Here is a 24,485-nt window from a genome sequence, read left to right as displayed (position 1 = left end):
GTGGACGCGGCCGGTCAGAACGGCAGACGCGGCAGTACCGGCAGCGGGATGACGGGCATCTGGACACCGGGGATCTGCGGAAGCGGCACCGTCGGAGCCGGTGCCGGCGGCGGCGGGTTGTAGTGCGGTTGATACTGCACGTACGGCGTGCTGTCGGCGGCCGGAGGTGGTGCAGCGGACGTCGGCGGCGGGGCCGGGACGTCCGGGGTCGGCGACGGTGTCGCGGTGGTGGTTCGTGCAGCCGGCGGTGTCGTGGTCTGCCGGATGCCCTCGCCCACGCTGGCCGGGGTGCTCAGCGGTTGGTCTTCGTTCTCGGAACTCAGGCCCGAGAACAGTCCGACGGCGGCGATGACGCCCACTATCGGGAGCGCGATCAGTCCGAGCCGCGCCAGCGCCGGACGGTGCGAGACGACCGGCGCGATGCGGTCGACGTCGACGCGCGCAGCGTGGACGGCCGCCCCACCTGCAACGACGAGTTCCGGTTGCTCGGGAACGATGATCGGAAGTTGCAGAAACCGTTCGAGTGTCGTGCGGACCAGAGGAACGTTGCTCGTTCCGCCGATGGCGATGACGGCGTCGGGATAGAACTCGGCTTCGAGCCCCAGTTGGCGGACCGTGGTGGCCGCCTGTTCGGTGAACCGGGCGATCGACAGCTCGAAGATGTGGCGCTCGAGGAGAATGTGTTCGCCGTCGGGTGTGCTGGTGGTCTCGTGCGTGGACAGTGCCTCTTTGATGCCGCGGCAGAATGCCGTCAGAGCAGTGTCCTCGTCGTGTGTGTGCGGCTCTCGCACGATGCCGAGGCCCAGTATGTGTTCCCGAACCACCGCGTCGAACGATGCCCCACTGATCGCTGTCGTACGAGTCGAGCCGTAGGAACGGCCGGACTCGACGTCGACAATGTCTATGTCGACACCGGTTTCGCCTGCGTCGAACAGGGCGATGGTGCGGTGCTGACTGGCCAGGCCGGGACGTAGGTACTCGAGGGCAGCGTCGGTCTCGTCGATCAGATGTACGTCCGAGACGTATTCCTCGGCCAGAGCGTTCGTGATGCGATCACGTTCGTCGGCGGTCCGGTATGCAACGCCCAACGATTGCGGCGCATCCGGGCGGTCGACGATTCCGCGAACGACGCGCGCGACGTCCTGAGGGGAGGGGGAGAGCTGCCAGTCTTCGAAGGGAGCGGCGTCTGTCCAGGTGCCGTCTTCGGTCGTCCGAGACGTGCGGATGCCGCACGTTCCCAGGGACACACCTACCGACGAACGCATCTCCACCCGGCCTCTCCTGTACGGCGACGTGGATACTGTACCGTCTCGAGGTTTGATTAGAGGTCCAAAACAATCCGAAGGTCAGGTCGAGGGTGCTCGACGGGCGGCCTACGATCTGATGTCAGTGCGCAGTGACATCTCCGACCCCCACACGACGGACCCCACGACCGGCAGACCGGTGGTGGGGCTTCTCGGCGTGGTCACCGCGACGGTCGACGGCCGTTCGGTGCCTGTTCCCGGTGCGCGAGCGCAGTCCCTGCTCGTGTCTCTGGCGCTGCATCCGGGGCGGGCGCGATCACCGCAGGCCCTCATCGACGACGTGTGGCCCGACGAACCCCCTCGATCTCCGAAGAATGCGTTGCAGACGCAGATCTCTCGGTTGCGGTCGGTGTTGCCCGACGGTGCATTGGCAGGCGGCCCCGGGGGTTATCGGTTGCTCCTCGGTGCCGAGGACACCGACCTCGGCTGTGCGCAGGCCCAGGCCCGGGCAGCGGGCAACATGCTCGACGACGGGCACTGTCAGGAGGCCCTCGACGCTGTCACCGAGGCACTGGGCCTGTGGCGCGGCGAGCCGCCGGAAGCCGTTCGCGTCGAGGCCGACGCGGTGGAGGCTGCCCTGACATCCCTGCGGACAGCAGCGCTGCTCGGCCTGCGACGATTCGGCGAGGTGATCCCGCTCGCGAAAGCTCGGGTCGCGGCCGATCCAGCGGACGAGCGCGCTGCCGTCGAGCTCATGCGGGCTCTGCACGGCGCAGGTAGATCGAACGACGCGCTGACGGTGTTCTCGTCGCTGCGAACCGAACTGTCACAGCGGTTGGGAACCGATCCGTCGCCCGCGACGACCGCTGTGAACGCCGACATTCTCCGACAGATGGACGCGACTCCGAAGGTGTTGCACACCAGCGGATTGCGCGCCGCACCCAATGCCCTCATCGGTCGAGACGACGATCTCGTCGCGATCGAACACCTCCTGGCCGGCTCACGCGTGACGACCGTGCTCGGGCCCGGTGGGGCGGGAAAGACGCGGATCGCGCACGCGCTCGGGCGTCGGGCCGCAGCGAGAATGCCGGTGGCGTTCGTCGAGTTGGCTTCGCTCCGTAGCGGAGAGGACGTGGCATCGGCCGTGGCTGCGACTCTCGGTCTGGCCGAGGCCGACTATCTGGTGGGAGGGTTGCAGGTCGCTCGGATCCATTCGATCCAGGAACGTCTGGTCGACGCGTTCTCGGCTCGGCCCGGTCTGCTCGTTCTCGACAATTGCGAGCACGTGATCGACGAGGTTGCGGCGGTGGTGGACAACCTGGTTTCGGCCACCGATGCGGTGACGGTGTTGACGACCTCCCGTTCTCCGATCGGGTCGACGTCGGAATCGGTGTATCCGCTGCCGCCTCTCGGTGCGGCCGGACCGAATTCGCCTGCCACGGAACTGTTCTGCCTCCGGGCGCGTGCGGTTCGCCCTTCTGTGACGCTCGACCTCGAGGCGGTCGCCCGGTTGTGCAGGTCGTTGGACGGGCTGCCGCTGGCGATCGAGTTGGCTGCGGCGCGGGTCAAATCGATGACGGTGGAGGACATCGCCGCCAGATTGGACCGGCGCTTCACGCTGCTTCGTTCGGTCGATCGGACCAGACCCGAACGACACCGGACCCTGCACGCGGTGATCGACTGGAGTTGGAATCTGCTCGATCCCACCGAGCAGGCGGCGCTGCGACGCCTGTGTCGCTTTCCGGCGGGTTTCGATCTCGAGGCCGCGCGTCTGGTCGCGGAATGGGCCGACGTCGAGGATGTTTCGGCTGCAGTCGACGGTTTGGTCGATCAGTCCATGCTCACCGTTGTCGAAACGCAATTGGGAATCCGCTATCACATGCTCGAGACGGTTCGTGAGTACGGTGAGGAGCAGCTCGACGTCAGTGGGGAAGCGGCCGAGGTTGCTGCACGGGTGCGTTCGTGGTCCGAGGCCGTCGCGGTTCGGGTGTCGGCTGGTTACTCTGCTGGGCGACCGGCCGAGATGGTTCTGGTGTTGGAGGCCGAGCACGACAACTTGTTGTCGGTGATGAGACATTCGTTCGCGCATGATGATTCGGACAATGTGTGCACACTGTTCTCGGTGTTGGGCTACTTCTGGGCCATGCGCGGCGCGCACGCGGAGGTGCTGAACTGGGCCGGCCGGGTGCAGGACAGTATGCGCCGCGGCCTCGCCGGTACACCCGACGACAATGCCGCGATGTGCCTGCTGGTGTTGGCGGCGCACTTCGCCTACGGCGGGAACCTGCGCCAGGTGGCGAGAATGCGGGTCTACTTACGGCATCTCCTGCGCACCAGGCCGGGAATGGCACCGGGGTTGCGGTTCGATTGCGAGGTGGTGATCCATCACACGGGCGGCCGCGGGCTGGCCCGAAAGCTGGCCCTCGCCAGTCGATCCGAACACGAGGATGTGCGGTGTAACGCGTACGTGGTTCGGTCCATGCTCGCGCAGAACTCGGGTCGGTTGTTCGAGTCGATCAGGGACGGCGAGCGCGCACTGAGTATCGCTCGGCGGCGCGGCGACCTGTGGGCTGTCGGGTCGACCTCGCAGACGTTGGCGAGCTCGTACGGTCTGTCCGGTGACCACGTTCGCGCGGCCGAGTACTACCGGACGGCCGCCGATGTGATGTGGGAGATGCACGCGTACGAGGAGAGCGTGCAGACCCGAACCTTCCTTGCGATGGCCTTGATCGGCGCGGGACGGGTTGCCGAGGCGCGGCCGCTGATCGACGAATTGTCCTCGCCCACAGGGCAACCGGAGTGGTTCGTCGATGGGGGTGCAGAGACCACGGAGCGTGACGGCGACGGTGTCGGTGCTCGATGGGATCGAGCCCAGCAGAGGTCCACATCGGCGTCCTTGACTGCGGCGCGAGCCGCCGCGGATCTGGAGGACGGTTCGATCGAGCAGGGGTTGACGCTGTTTCGTGAGGCGCTGGCGATGGGTGGGTGGCCGTCGGACGATCCGACCGATCCGTTCATGTCGATCCTGGTGTGTGCAGCCGTGGGCGCACATGTGTTGCACCGACGCGCCGAGGATGTGCGCGGTGCGGTGGAGCAGCTGCTGCGCACACCGTGGAACAAGCTGATGCCAGGCGGTTTCTACGATATTCCGATGCTCGGTGCCGTCGCCTGCGCGGTGGGTTCTTTCGAGGTGCACTGTGGTGACCGAGAGCTGGGTCTGCAGTTGTTGGCGGCGTCGAACCGAGCGGTGGGGCGACAGGACTTTCCGTCGATGCGGATCGATCGGCACGTGACCGCAGCCCGGGCGATCACCGGCGACCGTGCGGTCGATTCCGGTATTGCCCGGGCTGCTGGGATGACCAGACATGCTGCACTGCAGGAGATTCTGAGGTTGCTTTCGCTTCGCTAGGCCTTGCGCATGTAGGACCTGACGGTCAGTGGGGCGAAGACGGCGACGATGACCGCGGCACCGATGAGTGACCAGACGACGTGGATGCCGACGTGTCCGTTGTTGGCCAGCTCGCGCACCGCTGTCACCAGGTGCGAGACGGGGTTGATGTTCGCGAACGACCGGAGCCAGCTCGGCATCGTCGAGGTGTCGACGAAGGCGTTCGACAGGAACGTCAGGGGGAACAGCACCATCATCGAAATGCCCTGTACGGACGAGGCTTTGCTCATCAGGGTGCCCAGGAGTGCGAAGATCCAGCTGATGGCCCATGCGCAGACCATGACGAGCAGGATCGCTCCCGCGAGACCCAGTACTCCGCCTGCCGGGTGGTATCCCATCGCGAAGCCGGTGAGAAAGGTGACGACTGCGGCAATGAGGTAGCGGACGACGTCGGCCATCAATGCCCCTGCGAGTGGGGCTATTCGAGCGATCGGCAGCGATCTGAACCGGTCGAAGACGCCTTTGTCCATGTCTTCTCGTAGCTGAGTACCGGTGACGACCGAGCCGGTGATGACCGTCTGAACGAGAATGCCCGGGACGATCATCGGAAGATACGACGTGACGTCGCCGGCGACGGCACCGCCGAAGATGTAGCTGAACATCAATGTGAAGATGACGGGTAACAGCACCACGTCGGTGAGCTGTTCGGGATTGTGCCGGAGCTTGAGCAGTCCGCGGTAACCCATCGTGACCGACTGTGCGGCCGTTCGGGCGGGACCTATGTACTTCGGGACGTGTCGGTCCGCGGGGTCGATGGTCGTCGGGGCGTCGTGGGTAACGGTGATGGTCATGCTGCGTCCTCGTCTGCACTCTTGCCGGTCAGGGTCAGGAAGACCTCGTCCAGGCTGGGTTTGGTGACTGTGATCTCGCTGACGTCGATACCGAAGTCGCGCAACCGAATCAGGATGTCCGGCGTGGTCGAGGTCTCGGTCATCGGGGCGGTGAGCCGTGCTGCCTCGGGGCTCACGGTGACCTCGACACCGAGTTGCCGAGCGACGATCGCTCGGGCATCGTCTATCTGGCTGCGGTCGGTGAGCGTCAGTGCCAGCGACGACGTTCCGACCGAGGACTTCAGCCCGTCGGCAGTGTCGTCGGCGATGACGCGGCCGTGGTCGATGACTGCGATGCGATCGCACAGTTGGTCGGCCTCGTCGAGATATTGCGTGGTGAGCAGGACCGTCGACCCTTCGGCGACGAGACGACGGATGGTGTCCCACATCTGAGCACGGGTCCGGGGATCGAGGCCGGTGGTCGGCTCGTCCAGGAACAGTAGTGGCGGAGCCGAGATCAGGCTCGCGGCGAGATCGAGTCGACGACGCATACCGCCGGAGAACATTTTCAACGGTCTCGACGCGGCGTCGGTCAAGCCGAATTCTTCGAGCAGCGCAACGGCTTTGGCTTTGCTCTCGCGTCTGCCGAGCCCGAGTAGACGCGAGAACACGACGAGATTCTCGGTGGCGGTGAGGTCCTCGTCGACCGACGCGTACTGGCCTGTCACGCCGACCAACGATCGGACCGCGGTGGCGTCGGCGACGACGTCGTGACCGAAGATGCGGGCAGAGCCGCCGTCGGGTCGGAGCAGGGTGGCGAGCATGCGTACCGTCGTGGTCTTGCCTGCCCCGTTGGGGCCGAGTACGCCGTACACGGCCCCGGTGGTAACGGTCAGACTGACGCCGTCGACCGCGCGTTGCTTACCGAATGTCTTGACGAGGTTCTCGGCCTCGATGGCTGGAGTTGTCATGGGGCAAGAATCGCCCCGGCCGCTTGCACGACGCGTACGTCACGCTTGCGTCGGCTGTCGTGTCAGAGCGGGAGTGAGGTCTCCGTCAGGCCGACGCCGCCGGTGCCCCTCAGTTTGCGGAACCATTCGAGGCCGAACGCAGTGGTCAGTTGCTCGATGGGCATTGCGAGAAACGGTCCGAAATCGCCGACCTGAGTCTCGTGCGCTTCCATCGCAGCCCGCTTCGCCGCGATCACGCTCGACACGTCGACGACCGTGGTGATCTCGGTTTCGGGCAACCCGAACGTCTCCATGTCCGGTGGTGACGCCTCTTCGCCCCAGTGGGGATTGGCTTCCATCAACCTGCGCATGTGGTCACGGTTGGTGGTCGTCTCGTACACGTACGGGGTCTCGGCGATCTCGGCCGCGCGCTTGCCGACGACGTGCACCTGAATATGGTCGGGGTGGCCGTATCCACCGTTCGGGTCGTAGATGGTGACGACGTCGGCGTGCTCCTCGCTGAGGATGTCCGCCAATCGCTGCGCCGCGGTGTCGACGTCGACGTTGCAGAACGCCTCCGGGTTGCCGTTCTCCGGCGTGCCGGCCATCCCGGAATCGGCATAGTGCAAGCGGACGACGCGCGCGACGCCCAGGACGGCAGCCGACCGATCGAGTTCGATGTGTCGGCGCTCGGCCAACGTCTCGCCGTCGGCGAGGATGCCGGCGGGATATTCGCCGACGGCACCGTCGGTGGCCGTCACCAGGACGACGCGGTGGCCGGCGTCGGACGCGAGCCGCATGACGCCGCCGGTCCCGAACACTTCGTCGTCGGGATGCGCGTGGAAGCAGACCAGAACACTCATGCTGTGAATGCTTGCACGTCGTAGTGGGTACGACCCAGTCGGCGGCCATTTACGATTGGCGGGTGACCACACAGCGGTCTGCCTCGATACGTTCGTACTGGCAGGATTCGCGGGCGGATCGGTACTGCCGCTCACTGCATCCCGTCGGTTCGTTCTTCGCTCTGGTGTTCTTCACGCTGTCGATGACTCCGTCTCTGCTGCCCCGCGTGTGGTACCTGCAGGCTGTGGCCACCGGAATCAGTGTTGCGATCGGGTACGGCGTGGGGTGCCTGATCGCCTGGGTGGTCAGGCTCTGCGGGGTGGCACCGGACTGGTCGGACCGGTGGCGTCGACGTGGGTGGTGGGCGTTGGTCGTGGCTGCGATGGTGGTGATTCCGCTGTTCCTGATCCTCGGATCGTGGTGGCAGCAGATCGTGCGCAAGCTCGTCGGCGTGGAAGACCCAGGCCGGCCGCTCTACCTCGCGGTGCTGGTGCTCTCGGTGGTGGTAGCGGTGGCGGTGCTTGCTCTGGGCCGCCTGCTGCGCAGAGCGACCCGGGCACTGACGCGATGGGGTAAGCAGTACGTTCCGAAGCCGGTGGCGCGGATCGCCAGCGTGATCGTCGTTGCACTGCTGGTGGTGTTCGCCGTCAACGGTGCCCTGATCCGGGGCATAGTGGCCGTTGCGGAGAAGTCGGCGTCGACCGCCGACCGCGGCAACCACGAGGGTGTGGAAAAGCCTGGTGCAGAAGAACTTTCGGGGTCCGATGCGTCGAACGAAGAATGGGATTCGTTGGGCCAGGAGGGGCGACGCTTCGTGGTCTCCGGGGCATCGCCCGACGAGATCGGCGACTTCACCGGAAGGCCTGCGGTGCAACCGATCCGGGTGTACGCCGGAGTCGAGTCGGCCGACACCGTAGAGGGCGTCGCAGACCGGGTGGTCGCGGAGCTCGAACGCACGGGTGCGTTCTCCCGGGCCGTGCTCGGTGTCGCGACCACTACCGGACGCGGATGGGTCAACGAATCCGTGGCCGGGCCTCTCGAGTATCTGTACGACGGTAATTCGGCGATTGCGTCGATGCAGTACTCGTTCCTGCCGAGTCCTATGGCGTTTCTGGCCGATCGTCAGACCCCGCAGGATGCCGGTCGTGCGCTGTTCGAGGCGATCTACGCGGTGTGGAGCGAACTCCCGGAGGACTCGCGACCCAAGTTGGTGCTGTTCGGCGAGAGTCTCGGCGCCTACGGTGGCCAGGATGCGTTCAGCGGTGCGCAGGACATGATCGCGCGTATCGACGGTGCCCTGTGGGTTGGCAACCCGAACTTCACTCCTCAGTGGGCCCGCATCACCGGTGGACGCGACGCCGGTTCCCGCGAGATCCTGCCTGTGATCGACGGCGGCGAACACGTCCGTTCCGCTGGGGCTTCCGGTGACCTCGATATCGGCGGACCGTGGGAAGAGCCCCGAATCGTGTACTGGCAGCACGCCTCCGACCCCATCGAGTGGTGGTCACCCGATCTGATCCTCGGCAAGCCCGACTGGTTACGGGAACCCCGCGGCACCGACGTCGACCCGGGAGTGCAGTGGTTTCCGTTCGTGACGTTCTGGCAGTTGACCTTCGACCAGGTGTTCTCCACCGACGTCGACGACGGGCACGGCCACAGCTATGGAGCCGACGCGGTGCGCATGTGGGCCGACATCCTCGAGCCGCCCGGATGGTCCGACGCAGACGTGGAGCGACTGTACGAGAAAATGGCGGGTTGAGCTGACCTGGACCCTGATCGAGGCGCAAACGCGCGCGCGTTCGTCAGGCGCGCACGGGTTCGCTGCCTCTGCGCCATCTATTTCGCGCGCACCTGGCGAATGCGCGCGCGTTTGTGCGTGAGACAGTGACTCATGTCGCCCAACGATGAGCCCTGTTCAGGCACCGACCTGTCGACAGTTCTCGAGCTCGAGCGCGAGCTGCAGACCGCGCACTGTCGATGCGACACAAAGCGGCTGACCGACCTGCTCGCCGAGGACTTCACCGAAGTGGGAGCCTCGGGCGCGGTGTGGGACAAGGCGTCGATCCTCGACCTACTCGGCACCGAAGATTCAGTCGAGATCGAGGTGCTCGAACTGAGTGGGCGAGCAATCAGTGCCGATTTTGTTCTTGTGCACTGGATTTCGCAAACATCGGGCAAGCGAGCGCGTCGAACCTCGCTGTGGCGACGCACGACATCGGGATGGGAATTGATACACCATCAAGGCACGCCGCTGAACTGACCGCCGCAAACGCGCTCGCGTTTGCCGAACGCGCGCGGGTTCGCCGACTATCTCGCGCGCACCTGACAAACGCGCTCGCGTTTGCACCCGAACGAGCCGAGCGGCGGCCCGCTCAGCGCTTCCCGAGCACCGCCCGCAATTCTGCTCGATCGAGTTTTCCCGGGCCTCGGGTCGGCAGTGCGTCGACCAGGAACAGCTCCCGCGGTGCAGCTGTGATGTCGAGTGACTGCTCGACGTGAGAGCGCAACTCCGCCAACGTCACCGGCACCGATGCAACTACTGCGACCACCACTTTCTGGCCGAGGCGCTCGTCCGGCAATCCGACGACAGCGCATTCTCGGACAGCGGGATGCGTTGCCAGCGCGGCTTCGACCACCTGCGGTACGACGGTCAGGCCACCGGTCGAGATGGCCTCGTCGAGTCGGCCGGTGATGCTCAGCACCCCGTCGATCATTGTGCCGGCATCGTCGGTGCGGAACCAGCCCGGCTCGGCGAACGCCGGGTGATCGGGCAATCCGCGATAGCCCGAGGCCAGAGTCCGCCCGCCCAGGACCACTCGTCCGTCGTCGATCCGTACGACGGTGCTGTGCAACGGAACCCCGTCGTACACGCAGCCGCCCGCAGTTTCGCTCATGCCGTAGGTGCGCACCAGTCGAATGCCTGCGGCAACAGCATTCTCGCGCAACGGAATCGGCGTCGCAGCTCCACCGAGCAGCACGGCGTCCAGCGATGCCAGTGCGGCAGTGGCCTCGGGATTCTCCAGTGCTTTGACCAACTGGCCGGGCACCAGGGAGGTGTAGCGCAGCGGCCCCGACATCAGTCCCACGGCGTCGATCAGGGCAACCGGGTCGAAGCCGGCAGATACATCCATGATCACCGGCGACGTTCCCGCGAGCGCACTGCGCAGCAACACCTGCATCCCGGCGATGTGGTGTGCGGGCAGAGCCAGCAGCCACGAGCCGGGGCCGCCGAGACGCTCCTCGGTGGCCGTCGCCGACGCGACCAGCGCGGACGCAGACAGCATGGCACCCTTGGGAACTCCCGTCGTCCCCGATGTCGCGACGACCAATGCGACGTCGTCGTCGATGGGGGTTCCGGGGGCCAACGCGTCGTGCAGGCGACGGATCTCGCGTGGATCGTCGGCGGGAACGGGGAGGATGGCCGGGCCGTCGCCGGCCAGAATGCAACTCAGCCGCGGCAGAATGTCTGCCGCGGCCGAGCCTGCTGGAATGGGAACGCTCTCGAGCACACCGCCGAGATTAGTCCTTGCGCCGGATCGTGAACGGGTCGGCCAGAGGCCAGCCACCGGCGGCGAGGTTCGCGCGCACCCGATTGACGTCTTCTTCTCGGGGCATCTCGTTGGTGACCTTGGTGATGGTGACGGAAATTCCTGCCTTGTCGGCAGGCAGCTGGCCGTCGGCGATGAGGGCATCCATCACCGACTGCACTTCGTCGTCGGACAGTCGCCGATTCAGAAGAGCAAGGAGGGGGACGTAATCCGCTTCGGGTACCCCGTCGGGATACCCGCCGCGGAGCCACTCGACGATCGAGTGGAGGAACGACGGGACCGCCATGGTCTTACAGGGCACCCGGATCCGCGAGCGGCCAGCCACCGGCGGCCAGTCGCGCCGAGACTCGGGAGATGTCCTCGGCCGTCGGCTCGGCGTCGATCTGGTCGCGGATGTACGTCGCGATCTCGTCGGTCGAAATTGCACCGTCGTCGAGTGCGCCGTTGGCGGGAGAGACGAGTTCGAGAACTATCTCCTGCACCTGAGCGTCGGTGAGTGCGGCGCGGCGCAGAAGGGCGACGAGCGGGAATCGATCCTTGGGCGGAACGCCCTCGGGGTATCCGGCTCGGAGCCATTCGAGCACCGAGGCCGGAAATGCGGTCTTGGTGGATTCGGTCATGAGAGCTACACCCCTTTTCAGGTGTCAGAAGACGGAGATGCCGAATGTGCTGTCGAGGAAGTTCTTCATGATGAAGAGAATTCCGGCCACGATCGCGACGACGACCACTGCGAAACAGAGGACGGCCGCGGCAGTGGCGACTGCCGGCCGGGCCACGCGTGTGGTGCCTGAGGCAGTGGCCTCGTCCGAGGGCTCACCGACGGACAGGGCCTTGAGTCCGAAGGCGAAGATCGCGGGCAGTCCGGCACCGAGCAGGAGGCCGACGAGAACGACCTGCCAGAGCGAATCGAGCGTGTGCTTGAGGGTTTCCATGATGTGTTCAGACCTTCGCGGGGGAGTCGGCTTCGGCGGCGGCAGGAACGAGTCCGCCGTCCCATTCGGCGTTCACGTTGTCCGGATCGACGGGTTCGCGGCGCGAGCGGATGTACATGACGGTGGCCAGGCCGACGAGGATGGCGAAGACCACGAGGATGCCGGGCAGACCGCCGATCGTGTGTGCGAGCAGCCAGCACGCAGCGCCGACCACGCCGGCGAGCGGCAAGGTGATGACCCAGGCGACGGCCATGCGGCCTGCGACGTTCCAGCGCACGGCGGCGCCGGGCTTTCCGAGTCCCGATCCGAGGATCGAGCCGGTCGCAACCTGTGTGGTCGAGAGCGGGAGCCCGAGGTGGCTCGACGTCAGAATGATTGCAGCAGAGGAGGACTCGGCTGCCATGCCTTGCGGAGATGCGATCTCCACCAGGCCCTTGCCGAGGGTGCGGATGACGCGCCAACCGCCGAGGTAGGTGCCTAGTGCGATGGCGAGGGCACAGGTGACCTTGACCCACAGGGGCATCTCGGCGTCGGGTGAGACGGTGCCGTAGGCGACGAGCGCCAGAAAGATCACGCCCATCGTCTTCTGGGCGTCGTTGGTGCCGTGGGCGAGCGAGACGAGTGAGGCCGAACCGATCTGGCCCCAGCGGAATCCGCGCTCCTTGGACTTCTCGGGAACTGCGTTGGTGATGCGGTAGATGATCCAGGTGCCGACGGTGGCGACGAGGCCGGCGACGATGGGGGCGAGCACGGCGGGCAGCACGATCTTGCTCCACACCCCGTCCCACACCACGCCGCTGGTTCCCAGGCCCGCCATGGTGGCACCGATGAGGCCACCGAACAGCGCGTGCGAGCTGCTCGACGGGATGCCGAGCAGCCAGGTGGCGAGGTTCCACAGGATGCCGCCGACGAGGCCGGCGAAGATGATGGTCAGCAGGGCCTGGCCGCCGGTGTCGCCGAGGTTGACGATCCCCTTTGCGACGGTGGCTGCGACCTCTACGGACAGGAAGGCGCCGACCAGGTTGAGGACGGCAGACAGGGTGACCGCGACCTTGGGCTTCAATGCCCCCGTTGCGATCGACGTCGCCATGGCGTTGGCGGTGTCGTGGAAACCGTTGGTGAAGTCGAAGGCCAGTGCCGTCACGACCACCACGAGAAGTACGAGAAATTCAGCGCTCACGGTGGAAAGTGTGGGACATGAACGTCGATTCGCGGAAATTTCTTGCGAAGTGTTCTTCTTGGGTGCCGCGAAGTCGTCTCCAGTTCACCTGAAGTTCACCTTTTTGCCTTATATGTCCAGTTCACCTGTGGCGTAGCGCACGGCGCTGGTCTCCTCCAGCCGGAGCATTGTGGAACAGTGGACGACGTGAAGGGATCGGGTATGGATGACGCGGTGTCGGCCGCCCTGTCGTACTTCGATTCCGTCGATCCGGCTCTTGCCGCCGACGCCCGGCTCGGGTGGGACGGACTGGCCGGGGTATCCCCGCCGGCGGGTCCGACACAGCATTCCGTACAGACATTTCTATGGGTCTACTTGCGTCACGCGGCCGAGGGCCCCGATCGGGCCGTCGACATCGCCCGTGCGCTCGGTGATCTGCTCGAACGGTTGGGGCGCGTCGCGTATGCGGAGATCGCACGTAGCGGCGTGACAGAAGAGCTCGTGCGTGCCACCGACGACGCGATCTGGCTGCAGCAGTACCGCGCCGCCACCGAGCAATCCGGTATCGGAGCCGTCGACACCGAGTTGGTGACGTGGCAGGACGCTCCGACCGGTGTCGAGCGGGCCATCGTCGAAAAGATCGGTGAGACACTGGAAGTGGCGACCATCGCCGGTGAGTTCGAGCCGTCGAAGCCCGGTGGCAGGCCGCTGGGAGTCACTGCGCGGGCGACGCGTCGTCGCGGCGTGACCGACGCGGTGCTGACCTCGGATCAGGGCAAGAACGACGCCGACGACGTTCTGCTCGAACAACTTCTCGACCACCGCATCGAACTGTGGAGCAGTTACAGCGCTCCACGAGCCGAGCTCTACCTGGGGTTGCGTGAGGCGCTGCACGACGCGGTCGAGCCGGTGTACGGGTGCGTGCGCAGACTCGAGAGTGTCATCGGGTGCATCGGCGACGGCGTGACGCTCACCGACGCCGGATATCTGCCGGACGATCTGGTGGCGCGGATCGCTCGCACTGTCTTTCCGGTGGCCGAGCGTCCGCAGTTCGTGGGACGCGAACTCGATACCGACAAGGTTCTCGCTCTCCGGCGTCTGGTGATGCGACTGCGGTTGATGCGTCGGTCCGCAGGCAGGCTGGTTCCAACGACGCGCACCCGGCAGCTGAGCTCGGACGGATTGTGGCGCGTGCTCACCGGGGGGATCGTCGGCAGTGACTACCACCCGGACTCGATCGCTGCGGAGGTTCTTCTGGCCCGGATGATCCTGGGTAACGACATCGCCGACGCGCAGGCGACGGCCGACGATTCGGCGCGACTGTTGCGTGCGGAGGGATGGACCCATGCAGGGGAGGAGCCGGAGTCGGAGCACGCCGAGACTCTGGCGGACACGTTGATCGCAGAACTCGACGCTCTCGGGGCGTTCCGTTCGGCCGACAACCGCGTCGCAACCGATGAAGGCGCACGGGTGGCCGCGGCTGTGTTGCGTCATCGGCTCCTGCACACACGCTTCCCGGCATTGTGACGAGCTCGAGATGGGGTTTGCCTGCGGTCTGCCGTTCGCGCACGGTTAAACTCGGTTCCACCCGGGTCGAGAGCGTGTCCGGATGTCGGCTGCGAGGAGATGCTGGTGGACGGTGAGGTGCACGACACCGCACGCTCCCAGTCCCGGCGGCAGAGCGACTCGGCTCGCCGCTACCTCGATCTCGAAGCAACCACCCCCGCGTTGCGCTCCACCGTCGAATTCGCGGCACGCAGTGTCGGATTCGCCATCGCCCAGCTGAACGTGTTGGACGAGGACACCCAGTACACACTGGTCAACATCGGTGGTCCGCCGATGTCCACCGTGGTTCGGGCCGACACCCTGTGCGACGACGTGGTGCGCACGGGCGTGCCTGCGGTCGTCGCCCACGGCCGGGTCGATGCCACCACCCGGCAACGCGCGCTGCTCGACGAGAACGGCATCGAGTCCTACGCCTCGGTTCCGCTTCGCGGACGAGAAGGACTGGTGATCGGCACTCTGTGCTTGCTCGACCGCACCTCGAGGCCCCTCTCCGACGACCAGATGCAGGAGCTGGAACAGTTCGCGTCGGTCCTCGAGGAGCAGCTCGATCTGCATCGGCGGGTCGGCTCGGGATCCACCCGACTCGGCAGCGACAACGACATCGCCGACTCCCTCGCCGACGGTCACATCGTCCCGTGGTTCCAGTCGATCGTGGACCTACGGACAGAGGAGATCGTCGGCTTCGAGGCATTGGCGCGCTGGCACCATCCCACTCGAGGTCTGGTGGTGCCCGCGGACTTCGTGCCGTTCGCCGAGGCGAGTGAACTGATCATCGACGTGGATCTGAGCGTGCTCGCGCAGGCGGCCGCGGAGATGAAGAAGTGGCACCTACACCGACCGGACCTGCGGCTGACCGTCAACATTTCCGGGCGTCACCTGGCGCATCCGGACGGAGTCGGCCAGCTCGAACGCGCGATCGCGTCGTCCGAGGTGTCGCCGAAATCCATTTCGCTCGAACTCACCGAGACCTCGTCGGTGACGCCGGGGCCGTTGCTGCGCAGGCACATCGACGACGTGCACCGGCTGGGTTTCCGCGTCCTGCTCGACGACTTCGGCTCCGGCTGGTCGTCTCTCGAACGCTTGGTGACGTTGCAACCGGACGGCATCAAGATCGACGGACATCTGACGCGGTTCATCGACACCGTGGCCGGACGGGCGATGATCAAGTCGTTGGCGTCGGTCGCCAAGGATCTGGAGCTGACGATGATCGTCGAGGGGATCGAAAGTCGAGCTCAGGCCGATGCCGCTCTCGATCTCGGATGCACTCTGGCGCAGGGATATCTGTGGTCGAGGCCGCAATCGGCGTCGGCGGTACTGCGAACCGTCTCGGGTGGCTAGCGAGTATCCCGGCGCAGTGGGTGGTCCTGCGGAATCTGTACCAGCACGATGGGGATTCCGTCGGGATCCTCGATCCACATCTCGATGAGCCCCCACGGTTCAGTGGTCGCCGGTCGCACGATGGAAATACCGGCCTGCTCCAATTCTGCTGCGGCAGAATCGATGTCGCGAACCTGCAGCCACAGTGCCCCGGAGAACGATCCCGGCTCCTCGGTGCCGCCGTGCGCTGCGATCTCGATCAGCCCTTGACCTGCGAACAGCACCGTGCCGCCGGGGTATTCACGGCACACCGCGAGGGACAGGCCGTCTCGATAGAACTCGAGGGTCGTCCGGTAGTCGACCGGGCGCAGGATGGTACGTGCAGCGAGGATGTCCACCTCGCATGGATATCACGCAACCGACCATCGCTGCCGCAGGATGGTCACAGCGAGAGTGGAGCCTGCGGGACGACCCGGATCAGTGGCATCACAGCACCGTCGTGACGATTCGGTTTCCGCCGGCTGCCTTGGCCTCGTACATCATCGAGTCCGCCACCCGCATCGCCCGCGTCACGAGGTCGACGTTCTGCTCCCACAGGGGTGAATTCGCGTGCAGGATGGCTGCTCCCACACTGACCGTCACGGCGACGCCGTCATCGGGATCGCGCAGTGCACGTCGAACACCGTGGATCAACGCATCGATGTGCAGGCGCGACGTCGAGACCACGGCGAGGTATTCCTCGCCGCCGGTGCGCGCGATCACGCCGTAGCGACCCATGTGTGCACCCAGGCGCTCGGCGACGCGAACGATGACGGCGTCACCCTCCTCGTGCCCGTAGTCGTCGTTGACGGCTTTGAAGCGGTCGATGTCCACCACCACGACGGCCGAGCAGCGATCCTCCTCGCGGCCGAGCAACCAGACATCGTGGATCACCGATTCGAGCCCGCGCCGATTGAGCAACCCGGTGAGCGGATCGAGCAACGAACTTCGGGCGTCGTCGGTCAACACGGTGACCAACAGGTGCGAGGTGAGCGGCACGCCGGCGATCGCGAGCAACACCACGTCGGTCCGGAAGATCAGCGATGCGACGTCCACGTCGCCGGTGCGGTACGTCGCCGCCGCGGCAGCGACGGTGCACGCCACCGAGAAGATCAGGTGAGCCACCAGCCACCGTGGACTGACGAAGAACGTGCAGAACGTGCCGATGACGGCGAACAGCGCGCACGTCAGTATCGCGTCGGCGATCGGGTTGACGAGGATCGAGGACGCGGTACCCAGATCGGCGAACACCGCGAATGCCAACACCCCGAGACGGCCCGGGAACGGCTTGGCGATCCACGCGGCCGCGACCGCCACCACTATGACGACCAGGAATGCCTTCCAGCCGATCGCAGCAGCGTTCCGCGAGGTGCCGTCGGAAAAGAGGGCCACCACCGCCAGAGCGCCGTAGTTCAGCGTCAGGATCGCCATCACCCATCGGATGAGCTTTCCGGTGGGCCGCGAATTCTGGAAGTCCGCCATCCAGCGGTAGTCGTACGGCTGCGTGAACCAGGCCCACAGAGCACCCGCGGCAGTACCGCGATCGCGGTGATGTGAGTTCGGGGTCACGAAGCGTCAGAAATAACGAGGAAACGGCGACCAGTCGGGCTCGCGCTTCTCCAGGAACGCATCGCGCCCTTCGACGGCCTCGTCGGTCATGTACGCCAGCCGGGTGGCTTCACCGGCGAACAACTGCTGGCCGACGAGACCGTCGTCCTGCAAGTTGAACGCGTACTTGAGCATCCGCTGCGCCTGCGGCGACTTGGCGTTGATCTTCGCGGCCCAATCGATGGCGGTGTTCTCGAGTTCGGCGTGATCGACGACCTTGTTCACCGCGCCCATGCGGTGCATTTCCTCGGCCGAGTACGTCTCGCCGAGGAAGAAGATCTCACGGGCGAACTTCTGCCCGACCATCTTGGCCAGGTACGCACTGCCGTAACCGCCGTCGAAGCTGCCCACGTCGGCGTCGGTCTGCTTGAAGCGAGCGTGTTCGCGGCTCGCGAGCGTCAGATCGCACACCACGTGCAAGCTGTGACCGCCGCCTGCTGCCCACCCGTTGACGAGGCAGATGACGACCTTGGGCATGAAGCGGATCAGCCGCTGTACTTCGAGAATGTGCAGACGGCCCGCGCGAGCCTTGTCGACCGTCTCGGCCGTTTCACCGTCCGCATACTGGTAGCCACTTCGTCCGCGAATGCGCTGATCGCCGCCGGAACAGAATGCCCAGCCGCCGTCCTTGCTGCTCGGCCCGTTTCCGGTGAGCAGCACGGTTCCCACGTCCGAACTCACGCGTGCGTGTTCGAGCGCGCGGTACAGCTCGTCGACGGTGTGCGGCCGAAAAGCGTTGCGGATCTCGGGACGATCGAACGCCACCCGTACGGTCGCGTCGGACACGTGGCGGTGATAAGTGATGTCGGTCAGATCTTCGAAGCCGGGAACGGGACGCCACAGTGCGGGAGTGAAGGTCACGTGGGCCAGCTTAACGGTGGCGAGGGCTGAATCCGCTGCGGCCGGGCGATGCAGCTAGCGTGCAGGTCATGACCGATCCGATGCAGCTCGACCGCAGTTCCGACCCCGATTACGACCACCACGGCGGCTTCCCGCGTTTCGTTCCGGCGAAGGTGGGTCCGGAATACGGGCAGTTGCTCGAGGCACTGCGCACGGTCCAGGATCTCGCGGTGTCCACGTCGTTGCCCGCCGACGTCACCGAGGCAGCCGCGAGCAAGACTCGGGAACTGATCGAGTTGTTGGAGCCGCACGTGGTAGCCGAAGGCAAGCAGACCGCGGGGCGGGTACCTGCTCTGCCGGGCCGCGGTTCGCTGCTGCTGCCGCCGTGGATCATCGAGAAGTTCGCAGCCGACGGCGTTCGCAGCCGTGGCATGTTCCGTCGCTTTCACCTCGGGGGCAACGCCGCCGCGCACGGCGGAACCCTTCCGCTGCTGTTCGACGACCTCTTCGGCCTGATCCAGCATGCGTACGGTCGGCCCATCAGCCGGACCGCATATCTACACATCAACTACCGCAAGGTGACCCCGCTGAACACCGAATTGGTCGTCGAGGGTGCAGTGGACAAGGTGGAGGGTCGCAAGACCTTCATCAGTGCGAGGCTCACGGATCTGGACGGCAACCTGCTCGCCGATTGCGAGGCATTGATGGTGCAGTTGCTCCCGGGGCAGCAATGATTCCCCCGATCGACGATCTGCTCGACGGTGCGCACGTGCTCTCGATGCCGATGCGGACGAAGTTCCGCGGGATCACCACCCGTGAGGTCATGTTGATTCGCGGGCCCGGTGGGTGGGGAGAATTCTCGCCGTTCCCCGAGTACGACGACGTCGAGTCCGCCCCGTGGTTGGCGTCGGCGATCGAGGCCGCGTGGGATGGCCCACCCAGTGCGATGCGTCGACGCATCGCGGTCAACGCGACCGTGCCCGCGGTCGACGCCTCCGACGTTGCGGCCGTGCTGAGCCGCTCACCCGGGGCCGAAACGGCGAAGGTGAAAGTGGCCGAGAAGGGGCAGAGCCTGGCCGACGACGTGGCTCGCGTTCGTGCGGTGCGCGAGCTGGTGCCGCGGGTGCGGATCGACGCCAACGGCGGCTGGACCGTCGACGAGGCAGTGACTGCGTTGGCTGCTCTCACTGCGGACGGCCCACTCGAATACGCGGAACAGCCGTGCGCCACCGTTGCCGAGCTCGTCGAGCTGCGCCGCCGGGCTCCGGGAGTTCGGGTGGCCGCGGACGAGAGCATTCGCCGGGCCGAGGATCCGATGAAGGTCGTGCGGGCCGGCGGCGCGGATATCGCGGTACTCAAGGTCGCTCCGCTCGGCGGCATGCGTGCACTGCTCGAACTGGCCGGCGACCTGGGGGAGTACGGCGTGCCGGTAGTCGTGTCCAGTGCACTCGATTCGGCTGTGGGCATCGCCTCCGGGCTCGCCGCTGCCGCCGCGCTGCCGCATCTCGAATTCGCCTGCGGACTGGGGACGGGCAGCCTGTTCGTTCGCGACGTTGCACCGGCACCCGAGGTGGTCGACGGAACGTATCCGGTTGCGAGCGTCGAACCGTATCCGCAGGCGCTGATCGAACTCGGTGCCGACGCCGAGCGCAGCCAGTGGTGGATCGAGCGAGTGCGGCGCTGCCACGCCCTGCTGCGGTAGTGTTGCGCCCGGTCCGCGTGGGGCCGCCGACATCTGGGAGGAAGTTCGAAGTGGTTGCTGCACTGAAGGATTCGCTGCTCGACGAGTCGAAGGCCGACGCTCTGCGCGTCGACGTACTGGCATTGATCGACGCCGAGGTAGCCGACAAGAAGGGCGCGAGTGGCCTCGCGGTCAAGGGGGGCTACGGCGCAGTGAAGAAGGTCGGTCCGTCCTACATCGACAATGCCGTCTCGGCGCTGTGGCCCGATTTCGTCGACAAGCTCGACCCGTTCTGGCAGTCGTACAACGCCGCGCCGCAGGGCACGTTCGGTGAATATCTCGCCGCCAACGGAGATGCCGCGTCCGACGCTCTGCTCTCGGTCACCGATGCGCGCATCGAGGAGACGGACAAGTCCGTCGTCAAGAAGTTCTACGGCAGCCTGCGTGGCTCGGCGAAGAAGAACGTTACCGAGGCACTGCCGCGCGTCGGCGATCTGGTCGCCAAGCACGCCTGAGCGGCTTCGCCGCATGTGAGTGGAAATTCGTAGCAGGGTACGAGTTTCCACTCACATGCGCGTAGCGCTCAAACGCTCCCAATCGGCCTCGGTCTGGTCGGCGTAGAGCCGCGCGAATCGGCACAGTGCGACGTCGAGCTCGTCGGAATCGCCTGTGTATCCCGAGATCATCGACGCGCCGCTGGTGCGAGCGTGTCCCTTCGCCAGTAGTCGCCCCACCACCCGCGCGTAGTCCACCAGCGCTGGTGCATCGATCGACGAGAGATCGATCGTCCCTTTCATATTCCGGAACTGCCGCACGTAGTACTGCCGACCGGCGATCGTGCACCACCCCAGCAGCGGATCGCTGACCGTCTGCAGATCCTGCTGGTACTCCACCACGCGTTGTCCCTGGTGGTCGTGCCAGGCCGATTCGCCGTGCACGTAGGGCGCGAGCACCGACCGTCTGGCCTGCTTGAGCTGCAGGAACACGACGTCGTCCGCGCTGGTGCCCTCGAGCAGTGCCACATACGCCCGGAGCCCGACACTGCCGACTCCGACGACGCGATGCGCGACGTCGATCAACGTGTATCCCCCCAGTACCCGACGCCAATGCGGGGTGAGGGTGAGCAGGTATTCGTCCAGTCCGACGGCCAGCAATTCCTCGTCCTCGGCCGAGATGCGGGTGGTGATGGGCGGCTCTTCCACGATCCTGCGAGTGCCCTCGTGTTCCTCGGTGAATCGCGGAAGGACGCGGTCACTGGTGCGTCGACGCGCTTTCTTGGTGGCGCGTTTGATCTCCTTGCGCAACGATCCCGCGGTGGCGTCCCGTTGCAGTTTCTCCGCCGTCAGCCGCTGGAACGAACGCGACATCAGCGGTTCGTCGGCGAGACGCGCGACCTCGATTCGATATGCGGACACGCAGGCGGCGACGGCATCGCGGCACCGATCCTCGCTGCGTCCGTTCTGTCGGCCGGCCACCCAGATACTCGCGGCGAGGCGTCGTAGATCCCATTCCCAGGCACCCGGGTGCGCTTCGTCGAAGTCGTTGAGGTCGATGACGAGGTCGCGTTCGGGGGAGGCGTAGAAGCCGAAGTTTCCGAGGTGGGCGTCGCCGCTGATCACCGGGTTGATGCCGGTGGACGGCAGCATCGCCACGTCGCGGGCCATGACGATGGCCGTCCCGCGCAGGAAGCCGTACGGGGACTCGACCATGCGCTCGAGGCGCGTGGGAATGAGCCATTCGATCCGACCCTGGTGCGAGTACTCGATCTGCTGCACCGGGTCCGGGCGATCCGGCGGCGGCGTCCAGTCGCCCAGTGATGCGATCGGGACCTTGTCGCGCAGGCGTCGACCCAGCTCGTATCGTTCGGCTCGGGGGAGCGGCCGCGCACGCAACGACGCGTACGGTGCGCTGTCGACTCCTGCCGAGTCGGTGACGACGGTGTGACCTTTTCCGGAGCCGGACATGTGACATCACACTAATCGAGGGCTACGGGGCGGCTTTACCGAACTTCCAGTATCCGGTGAAGCAGATCTGCGACTTGGGCACGGAACGCTCGTTCACCAGGTATCGGCGCAGGCCCGTCGCCAATCCCTGTTCCCCGGCCACGTAGACGAACGGATGGCCGTCAGGAAGCTCGGCTTTCTGCACCGCGGCCAATGCGGCCTCGCCCGGCTTGGTCAGGGGGTTGGGGCGCACGACCCACTCGATCTCGACGCCTGCCTGCACGTCCTGCTTCTGAATATCGGCCTCGGAAGGGACTTCGACGAAGGCCTTGACCCGAACGTCGTCCGGCAACGATCGCAGAATGCCGAGAATCGCCGGGGCTGCACTCTCGTCGCCGACGAGCAACTGCCAGCTCGGTTGTCCCTCGAACGTGTAGATACGTCCTTCGTCGAAGATCGCGACGTGGTCGCCTGGGACCGCCCGAGCAGCCCACGACGACGCCGGACCACTGTGACCATCGGCGGTACCTCCACTATCGGCTTCGCCGTGCACGACGAAGTCCACATCCAGCTCCGGGCCGTCGCCGTACGTGCCCTCTCCCGCAGTGCGGTATCGGCTGACCGTGTAGTTGCGGACCACCGGCTTGGTGTCCTTGGAGAACGTCAGGTACTGGGCGTACCAGAGCATCGAGGTGGCGCTGGGAATGCGCGGCTCGTCCTGGCCCGGCTGCGGCAGGAACAGGCGAAACCAGTGGTCGTAGCCCATGTAGCGGAAGTTCGACAGCGAATCGCCGCCGAGGGTGACCCGGATGAAGCCGGGGCTGATTCGCTCGCTTCCGAGCACGGTCAGGCGGTAGAACGCGGGCTTCTCCGGTTTGAGGTACTTGCTCATACCGCAGAGGTTAGTCGACCCTAACCGCGCATGGTGGTGCGCCGATCCTTCATTCGGGCCGACCGCGCCGATAGTGCTGAACCACCTTGGCTCCGACGGGCACCGCGAACAACATCATGAACACGCGGATCACCTGGGCGGCCACGACGAACGTGACGTTCGCGCCGGTCGACGCCGCGATGGCCAGCACTGCGTACACCCCGCCCGGAGTGGTCGCGAGGTAGCCCTCGTAGCCGCTCGTCCCCGTCGCGGACGCCAACCACAAACCGAGAAACGCACAGCAGACGGTGACGGCGATGATCAACATCAACGAAGCGGGCAGGACACGTGAAATCGACTTCAGGCTGGCAACGGTGAACCGCAGCCCGGCCTGCCAGCCGATGACGATGTACGCCGCCCACAGCAACAGCGTCGGGACGGACGCGTCGAACGACACCCCGAGCACGTCGGCGAGCGTGGCCATCATCAGCGGACCGAGCAGGGCGGGGGCGGGCAGCCGTATCGCCTTGGCCAGCACCACACCGACGACACCGCAGATCACCACGAAGACGAGATCGATCCACAGAGCCCCGTGTACGTCGGCGGTGACCGAAGACTGTCCGGGTTGGGCGTCGAACACCAGGGTTGCCACCAGTGGCAGCGTCGTGGTCACCAGCACGACGCGCAGGTATTGCACCACCGCGACCACGCGTTCGTCGCCGCCGAGCTCCTGCGTGATCGCCACCAGGCCCGAGGCTCCGCCTGCGACCAGCGCCAAGGAGCCGGTCAGTGAATCGATGTCTTTGCGAAGCCCCAGCAGCGCGCCGGCCGCGATCGACAGCAGCAGGGTGCCGATGCATGCCAGCAGTACCGGCAGCCAGGTATCGCCCAGCGAGCTCAGAGTGTCGCTCTGCACGAGCGTTCCGATCTCGACACCGAGTATTGCCTGCGCCGCCATGCCGAGTCTGCGGGGCAGCGGCGCTCGCTCGGTTCCGGTCGTCGGAGCCCACCCGGCGAGCGCGAACACGATCGCTACCAGCAGTGCAACGAACAATGCTGCCGAGGGCACACCGAGTGCGTCGGCCCCGACGGTCAGTGCGACCGTGACGAGAACCAGCAGCAGCCAGCGGATCAAGAAGGTCGCTCGATCTCGCGAACCTCGGGCGGCAGTCCCCACTCGGTACGGCCGAGTCGACTGAGCGGTGCGATGGTCTCGAACTCGGGGAGTCCGTCCTCGGCCAAGAATTCGGGGCGTACCGACAGCGCGACGACGGTGCCCATGACGACGAAGCAGTTTCCCACCTCGACGACGCGATGCAGCCGTGCCTCGATGGCGATCGGTGCGGCCGCCACGCGCGGCGGCGTCACGATCGCACTGGGTTCGCTCTCGATGCCGACCGCCTCGAACTCGCTGACGCCGTGATCGAAGCTCGCCGAGCTGTCGTTGACCTGATCGACCAACGGTGCCGTGGCCAGATTGACGACGAACTCGCCGGTGGCCTCTATGTTGCGCAGACTGTCCTTGCGGCTCACCGACGTGAACTGCACGACCGGCGGCTCCACCGACGACACCGTGAAGAAGCTGTAGGGCGCGAGGTTCGCCACACCGTCGGCGGACACGGTGGACACCCACGCGATGGGTCTGGGCACCACCGACGCGGTCAGGAGCTGGTAGAAGCGACGTGGGGTGACCTCATCGGGTCGGAAGACTGTACGCACCCCTCAA

Annotated in this window: 24 protein-coding genes; 8 read left to right on the top strand and 16 right to left on the bottom strand. The window is 65.9% G+C overall.

Annotated elements, in window-relative coordinates:
• Window positions 1–14 precede the first annotated feature (14 nt).
• Window positions 15–1,265 (bottom strand): Hsp70 family protein, encoded by a 1,251-nt coding sequence (locus tag E4P29_RS01285; protein WP_135041254.1) that lies wholly within the window; start codon window positions 1,263–1,265, stop codon window positions 15–17.
• Between the two features lie 118 nt (window positions 1,266–1,383).
• Between E4P29_RS01285 and E4P29_RS01280 the strand changes: the two genes are divergently transcribed.
• Entirely contained in the window at window positions 1,384–4,653 is a 3,270-nt protein-coding gene (locus tag E4P29_RS01280) for a BTAD domain-containing putative transcriptional regulator (protein WP_135041252.1), read from the top strand.
• Here the strand turns inward: E4P29_RS01280 and E4P29_RS01275 are convergent.
• The 3 genes from E4P29_RS01275 to E4P29_RS01265 form a co-directional block, all read right to left on the bottom strand.
• On the bottom strand, window positions 4,650–5,483 hold the full coding sequence (locus E4P29_RS01275) for an ABC transporter permease (RefSeq protein WP_135041250.1): 834 nt from the start codon (window positions 5,481–5,483) through the stop codon (window positions 4,650–4,652). The two genes, E4P29_RS01280 and E4P29_RS01275, sit on opposite strands and share 4 nt — an antisense overlap.
• Entirely contained in the window at window positions 5,480–6,433 is a 954-nt protein-coding gene (locus E4P29_RS01270; RefSeq protein WP_135041248.1) for an ATP-binding cassette domain-containing protein, read from the bottom strand. Before E4P29_RS01270 ends, E4P29_RS01275 begins: the two co-directional genes overlap by 4 nt.
• Before the next feature lie 62 nt (window positions 6,434–6,495).
• Window positions 6,496–7,275: a PIG-L family deacetylase gene (locus E4P29_RS01265; RefSeq protein WP_135041246.1), complete on the bottom strand. Its 780-nt coding sequence runs from the start codon at window positions 7,273–7,275 to the stop codon at window positions 6,496–6,498.
• Window positions 7,276–7,337: 62 nt separating this feature from the next.
• Between E4P29_RS01265 and E4P29_RS01260 the strand changes: the two genes are divergently transcribed.
• Complete coding sequence (locus E4P29_RS01260) at window positions 7,338–9,014, top strand: alpha/beta hydrolase (protein ID WP_245154099.1); 1,677 nt, start codon at window positions 7,338–7,340, stop codon at window positions 9,012–9,014.
• 132 nt (window positions 9,015–9,146) lie between these two features.
• Window positions 9,147–9,515, top strand: a complete 369-nt coding sequence (locus E4P29_RS01255; RefSeq protein ID WP_135041244.1) for a nuclear transport factor 2 family protein — start codon at window positions 9,147–9,149, stop codon at window positions 9,513–9,515.
• 112 nt (window positions 9,516–9,627) lie between these two features.
• Here E4P29_RS01255 and menE read toward each other — a convergent pair whose 3' ends face one another.
• From menE to E4P29_RS01230, 5 genes are read right to left on the bottom strand one after another with little or no spacing between them, the layout of a single operon-like run.
• A complete protein-coding gene (menE, locus tag E4P29_RS01250) occupies window positions 9,628–10,764 on the bottom strand; it encodes an o-succinylbenzoate--CoA ligase (RefSeq protein ID WP_135041242.1) in 1,137 nt (378 codons plus the stop codon).
• Between the two features lie 10 nt (window positions 10,765–10,774).
• Window positions 10,775–11,089, bottom strand: a complete 315-nt coding sequence (locus E4P29_RS01245; protein WP_135041240.1) for a DUF3349 domain-containing protein — start codon at window positions 11,087–11,089, stop codon at window positions 10,775–10,777.
• 4 nt (window positions 11,090–11,093) lie between these two features.
• Complete coding sequence (locus E4P29_RS01240) at window positions 11,094–11,423, bottom strand: DUF3349 domain-containing protein (RefSeq protein ID WP_135041238.1); 330 nt, start codon at window positions 11,421–11,423, stop codon at window positions 11,094–11,096.
• A gap of 24 nt (window positions 11,424–11,447) precedes the next feature.
• A complete protein-coding gene (locus E4P29_RS01235; RefSeq protein ID WP_027498305.1) occupies window positions 11,448–11,735 on the bottom strand; it encodes a hypothetical protein in 288 nt (95 codons plus the stop codon).
• A 7-nt stretch (window positions 11,736–11,742) separates the two neighbouring features.
• Window positions 11,743–12,915 (bottom strand): inorganic phosphate transporter, encoded by a 1,173-nt coding sequence (locus E4P29_RS01230; RefSeq protein WP_135041236.1) that lies wholly within the window; start codon window positions 12,913–12,915, stop codon window positions 11,743–11,745.
• 177 nt (window positions 12,916–13,092) lie between these two features.
• On the opposite strand from E4P29_RS01230, the gene E4P29_RS01225 reads away from it, so the two are divergent.
• Window positions 13,093–14,421, top strand: coding sequence for a hypothetical protein (locus tag E4P29_RS01225; RefSeq protein ID WP_245154098.1), 1,329 nt, complete (start codon window positions 13,093–13,095; stop codon window positions 14,419–14,421).
• Between the two features lie 105 nt (window positions 14,422–14,526).
• Window positions 14,527–15,798, top strand: coding sequence for an EAL domain-containing protein (locus E4P29_RS01220; protein WP_245154097.1), 1,272 nt, complete (start codon window positions 14,527–14,529; stop codon window positions 15,796–15,798).
• Here E4P29_RS01220 and E4P29_RS01215 read toward each other — a convergent pair.
• The 3 genes from E4P29_RS01215 to E4P29_RS01205 all read right to left on the bottom strand — a co-directional run bounded on the left by E4P29_RS01215 (window position 15,795) and on the right by E4P29_RS01205 (window position 18,285).
• The gene (locus E4P29_RS01215) at window positions 15,795–16,175 is read right to left on the bottom strand and encodes a VOC family protein (RefSeq protein WP_135041232.1); all 381 of its coding nucleotides are present in this window, start codon (window positions 16,173–16,175) and stop codon (window positions 15,795–15,797) included. The two genes, E4P29_RS01220 and E4P29_RS01215, sit on opposite strands and share 4 nt — an antisense overlap.
• An 88-nt stretch (window positions 16,176–16,263) precedes the next feature.
• Window positions 16,264–17,385 (bottom strand): GGDEF domain-containing protein, encoded by a 1,122-nt coding sequence (locus E4P29_RS01210; protein ID WP_245154096.1) that lies wholly within the window; start codon window positions 17,383–17,385, stop codon window positions 16,264–16,266.
• Window positions 17,386–17,391: 6 nt separating this feature from the next.
• Window positions 17,392–18,285 carry a 1,4-dihydroxy-2-naphthoyl-CoA synthase gene (locus tag E4P29_RS01205; protein WP_135041230.1) on the bottom strand — a complete coding sequence of 298 codons (894 nt, stop codon included), beginning with the start codon at window positions 18,283–18,285 and terminating at the stop codon, window positions 17,392–17,394.
• 68 nt (window positions 18,286–18,353) lie between these two features.
• Here E4P29_RS01205 and E4P29_RS01200 point away from each other — a divergent pair, with 68 nt between their 5' ends.
• Genes E4P29_RS01200 through E4P29_RS01190 form a run of 3 tightly spaced genes read left to right on the top strand, consistent with a single transcriptional unit; the run spans window position 18,354 to window position 20,460 of the window.
• On the top strand, window positions 18,354–18,998 hold the full coding sequence (locus E4P29_RS01200) for a PaaI family thioesterase (RefSeq protein WP_027498298.1): 645 nt from the start codon (window positions 18,354–18,356) through the stop codon (window positions 18,996–18,998).
• Window positions 18,995–19,966: an o-succinylbenzoate synthase gene (locus E4P29_RS01195; protein ID WP_135041228.1), complete on the top strand. Its 972-nt coding sequence runs from the start codon at window positions 18,995–18,997 to the stop codon at window positions 19,964–19,966. The genes E4P29_RS01200 and E4P29_RS01195 overlap by 4 nt, the downstream gene beginning before the upstream one ends.
• Window positions 19,967–20,016: 50 nt before the next feature.
• Entirely contained in the window at window positions 20,017–20,460 is a 444-nt protein-coding gene (locus E4P29_RS01190; protein WP_027498296.1) for a hypothetical protein, read from the top strand.
• Window positions 20,461–20,511: 51 nt separating this feature from the next.
• Here E4P29_RS01190 and E4P29_RS01185 read toward each other — a convergent pair whose 3' ends face one another.
• The 4 genes from E4P29_RS01185 to E4P29_RS01170 are packed head-to-tail and all read right to left on the bottom strand — an operon-like array spanning window position 20,512 to window position 24,478.
• Window positions 20,512–21,909 (bottom strand): DUF2252 domain-containing protein, encoded by a 1,398-nt coding sequence (locus E4P29_RS01185; RefSeq protein ID WP_245154095.1) that lies wholly within the window; start codon window positions 21,907–21,909, stop codon window positions 20,512–20,514.
• 22 nt (window positions 21,910–21,931) lie between these two features.
• Window positions 21,932–22,780 (bottom strand): siderophore-interacting protein, encoded by an 849-nt coding sequence (locus E4P29_RS01180; protein WP_135041226.1) that lies wholly within the window; start codon window positions 22,778–22,780, stop codon window positions 21,932–21,934.
• Window positions 22,781–22,829: 49 nt separating this feature from the next.
• On the bottom strand, window positions 22,830–23,894 hold the full coding sequence (locus E4P29_RS01175) for an AbrB family transcriptional regulator (RefSeq protein WP_135041224.1): 1,065 nt from the start codon (window positions 23,892–23,894) through the stop codon (window positions 22,830–22,832).
• Window positions 23,891–24,478: a flavin reductase family protein gene (locus E4P29_RS01170; RefSeq protein ID WP_094617372.1), complete on the bottom strand. Its 588-nt coding sequence runs from the start codon at window positions 24,476–24,478 to the stop codon at window positions 23,891–23,893. The genes E4P29_RS01175 and E4P29_RS01170 overlap by 4 nt, the downstream gene beginning before the upstream one ends.
• Window positions 24,479–24,485 lie beyond the last annotated feature (7 nt).

The organism is Rhodococcus sp. 1R11 (assembly GCF_004563845.1).
In the GTDB taxonomy this organism is placed as follows: domain Bacteria; phylum Actinomycetota; class Actinomycetes; order Mycobacteriales; family Mycobacteriaceae; genus Rhodococcoides.
Note: the sequence above shows the minus strand (reverse complement) of the source record. Positions and strands in the feature narration are given on the sequence as shown.

Bases quoted from the DNA above. Each gene is read 5' to 3' on its own strand.
- E4P29_RS01245 (WP_135041240.1), bottom strand. From the start codon at position 11,089: ATGGCGGTCCCGTCGTTCCTCCACTCGATCGTCGAGTGGCTCCGCGGC.
- E4P29_RS01240 (WP_135041238.1), bottom strand. From the start codon at position 11,423: ATGACCGAATCCACCAAGACCGCATTTCCGGCCTCGGTGCTCGAATGG.
- E4P29_RS01270 (WP_135041248.1), bottom strand. From the start codon at position 6,433: ATGACAACTCCAGCCATCGAGGCCGAGAACCTCGTCAAGACATTCGGT.
- E4P29_RS01185 (WP_245154095.1), bottom strand. From the start codon at position 21,909: ATGTCCGGCTCCGGAAAAGGTCACACCGTCGTCACCGACTCGGCAGGA.
- E4P29_RS01285 (WP_135041254.1), bottom strand. From the start codon at position 1,265: ATGCGTTCGTCGGTAGGTGTGTCCCTGGGAACGTGCGGCATCCGCACG.
- E4P29_RS01235 (WP_027498305.1), bottom strand. From the start codon at position 11,735: ATGGAAACCCTCAAGCACACGCTCGATTCGCTCTGGCAGGTCGTTCTC.
- E4P29_RS01265 (WP_135041246.1), bottom strand. From the start codon at position 7,275: ATGAGTGTTCTGGTCTGCTTCCACGCGCATCCCGACGACGAAGTGTTC.
- E4P29_RS01180 (WP_135041226.1), bottom strand. From the start codon at position 22,780: ATGAGCAAGTACCTCAAACCGGAGAAGCCCGCGTTCTACCGCCTGACC.
- E4P29_RS01195 (WP_135041228.1), top strand. From the start codon at position 18,995: ATGATTCCCCCGATCGACGATCTGCTCGACGGTGCGCACGTGCTCTCG.
- E4P29_RS01255 (WP_135041244.1), top strand. From the start codon at position 9,147: ATGTCGCCCAACGATGAGCCCTGTTCAGGCACCGACCTGTCGACAGTT.
- E4P29_RS01280 (WP_135041252.1), top strand. From the start codon at position 1,384: ATGTCAGTGCGCAGTGACATCTCCGACCCCCACACGACGGACCCCACG.
- E4P29_RS01275 (WP_135041250.1), bottom strand. From the start codon at position 5,483: ATGACCATCACCGTTACCCACGACGCCCCGACGACCATCGACCCCGCG.
- E4P29_RS01200 (WP_027498298.1), top strand. From the start codon at position 18,354: ATGACCGATCCGATGCAGCTCGACCGCAGTTCCGACCCCGATTACGAC.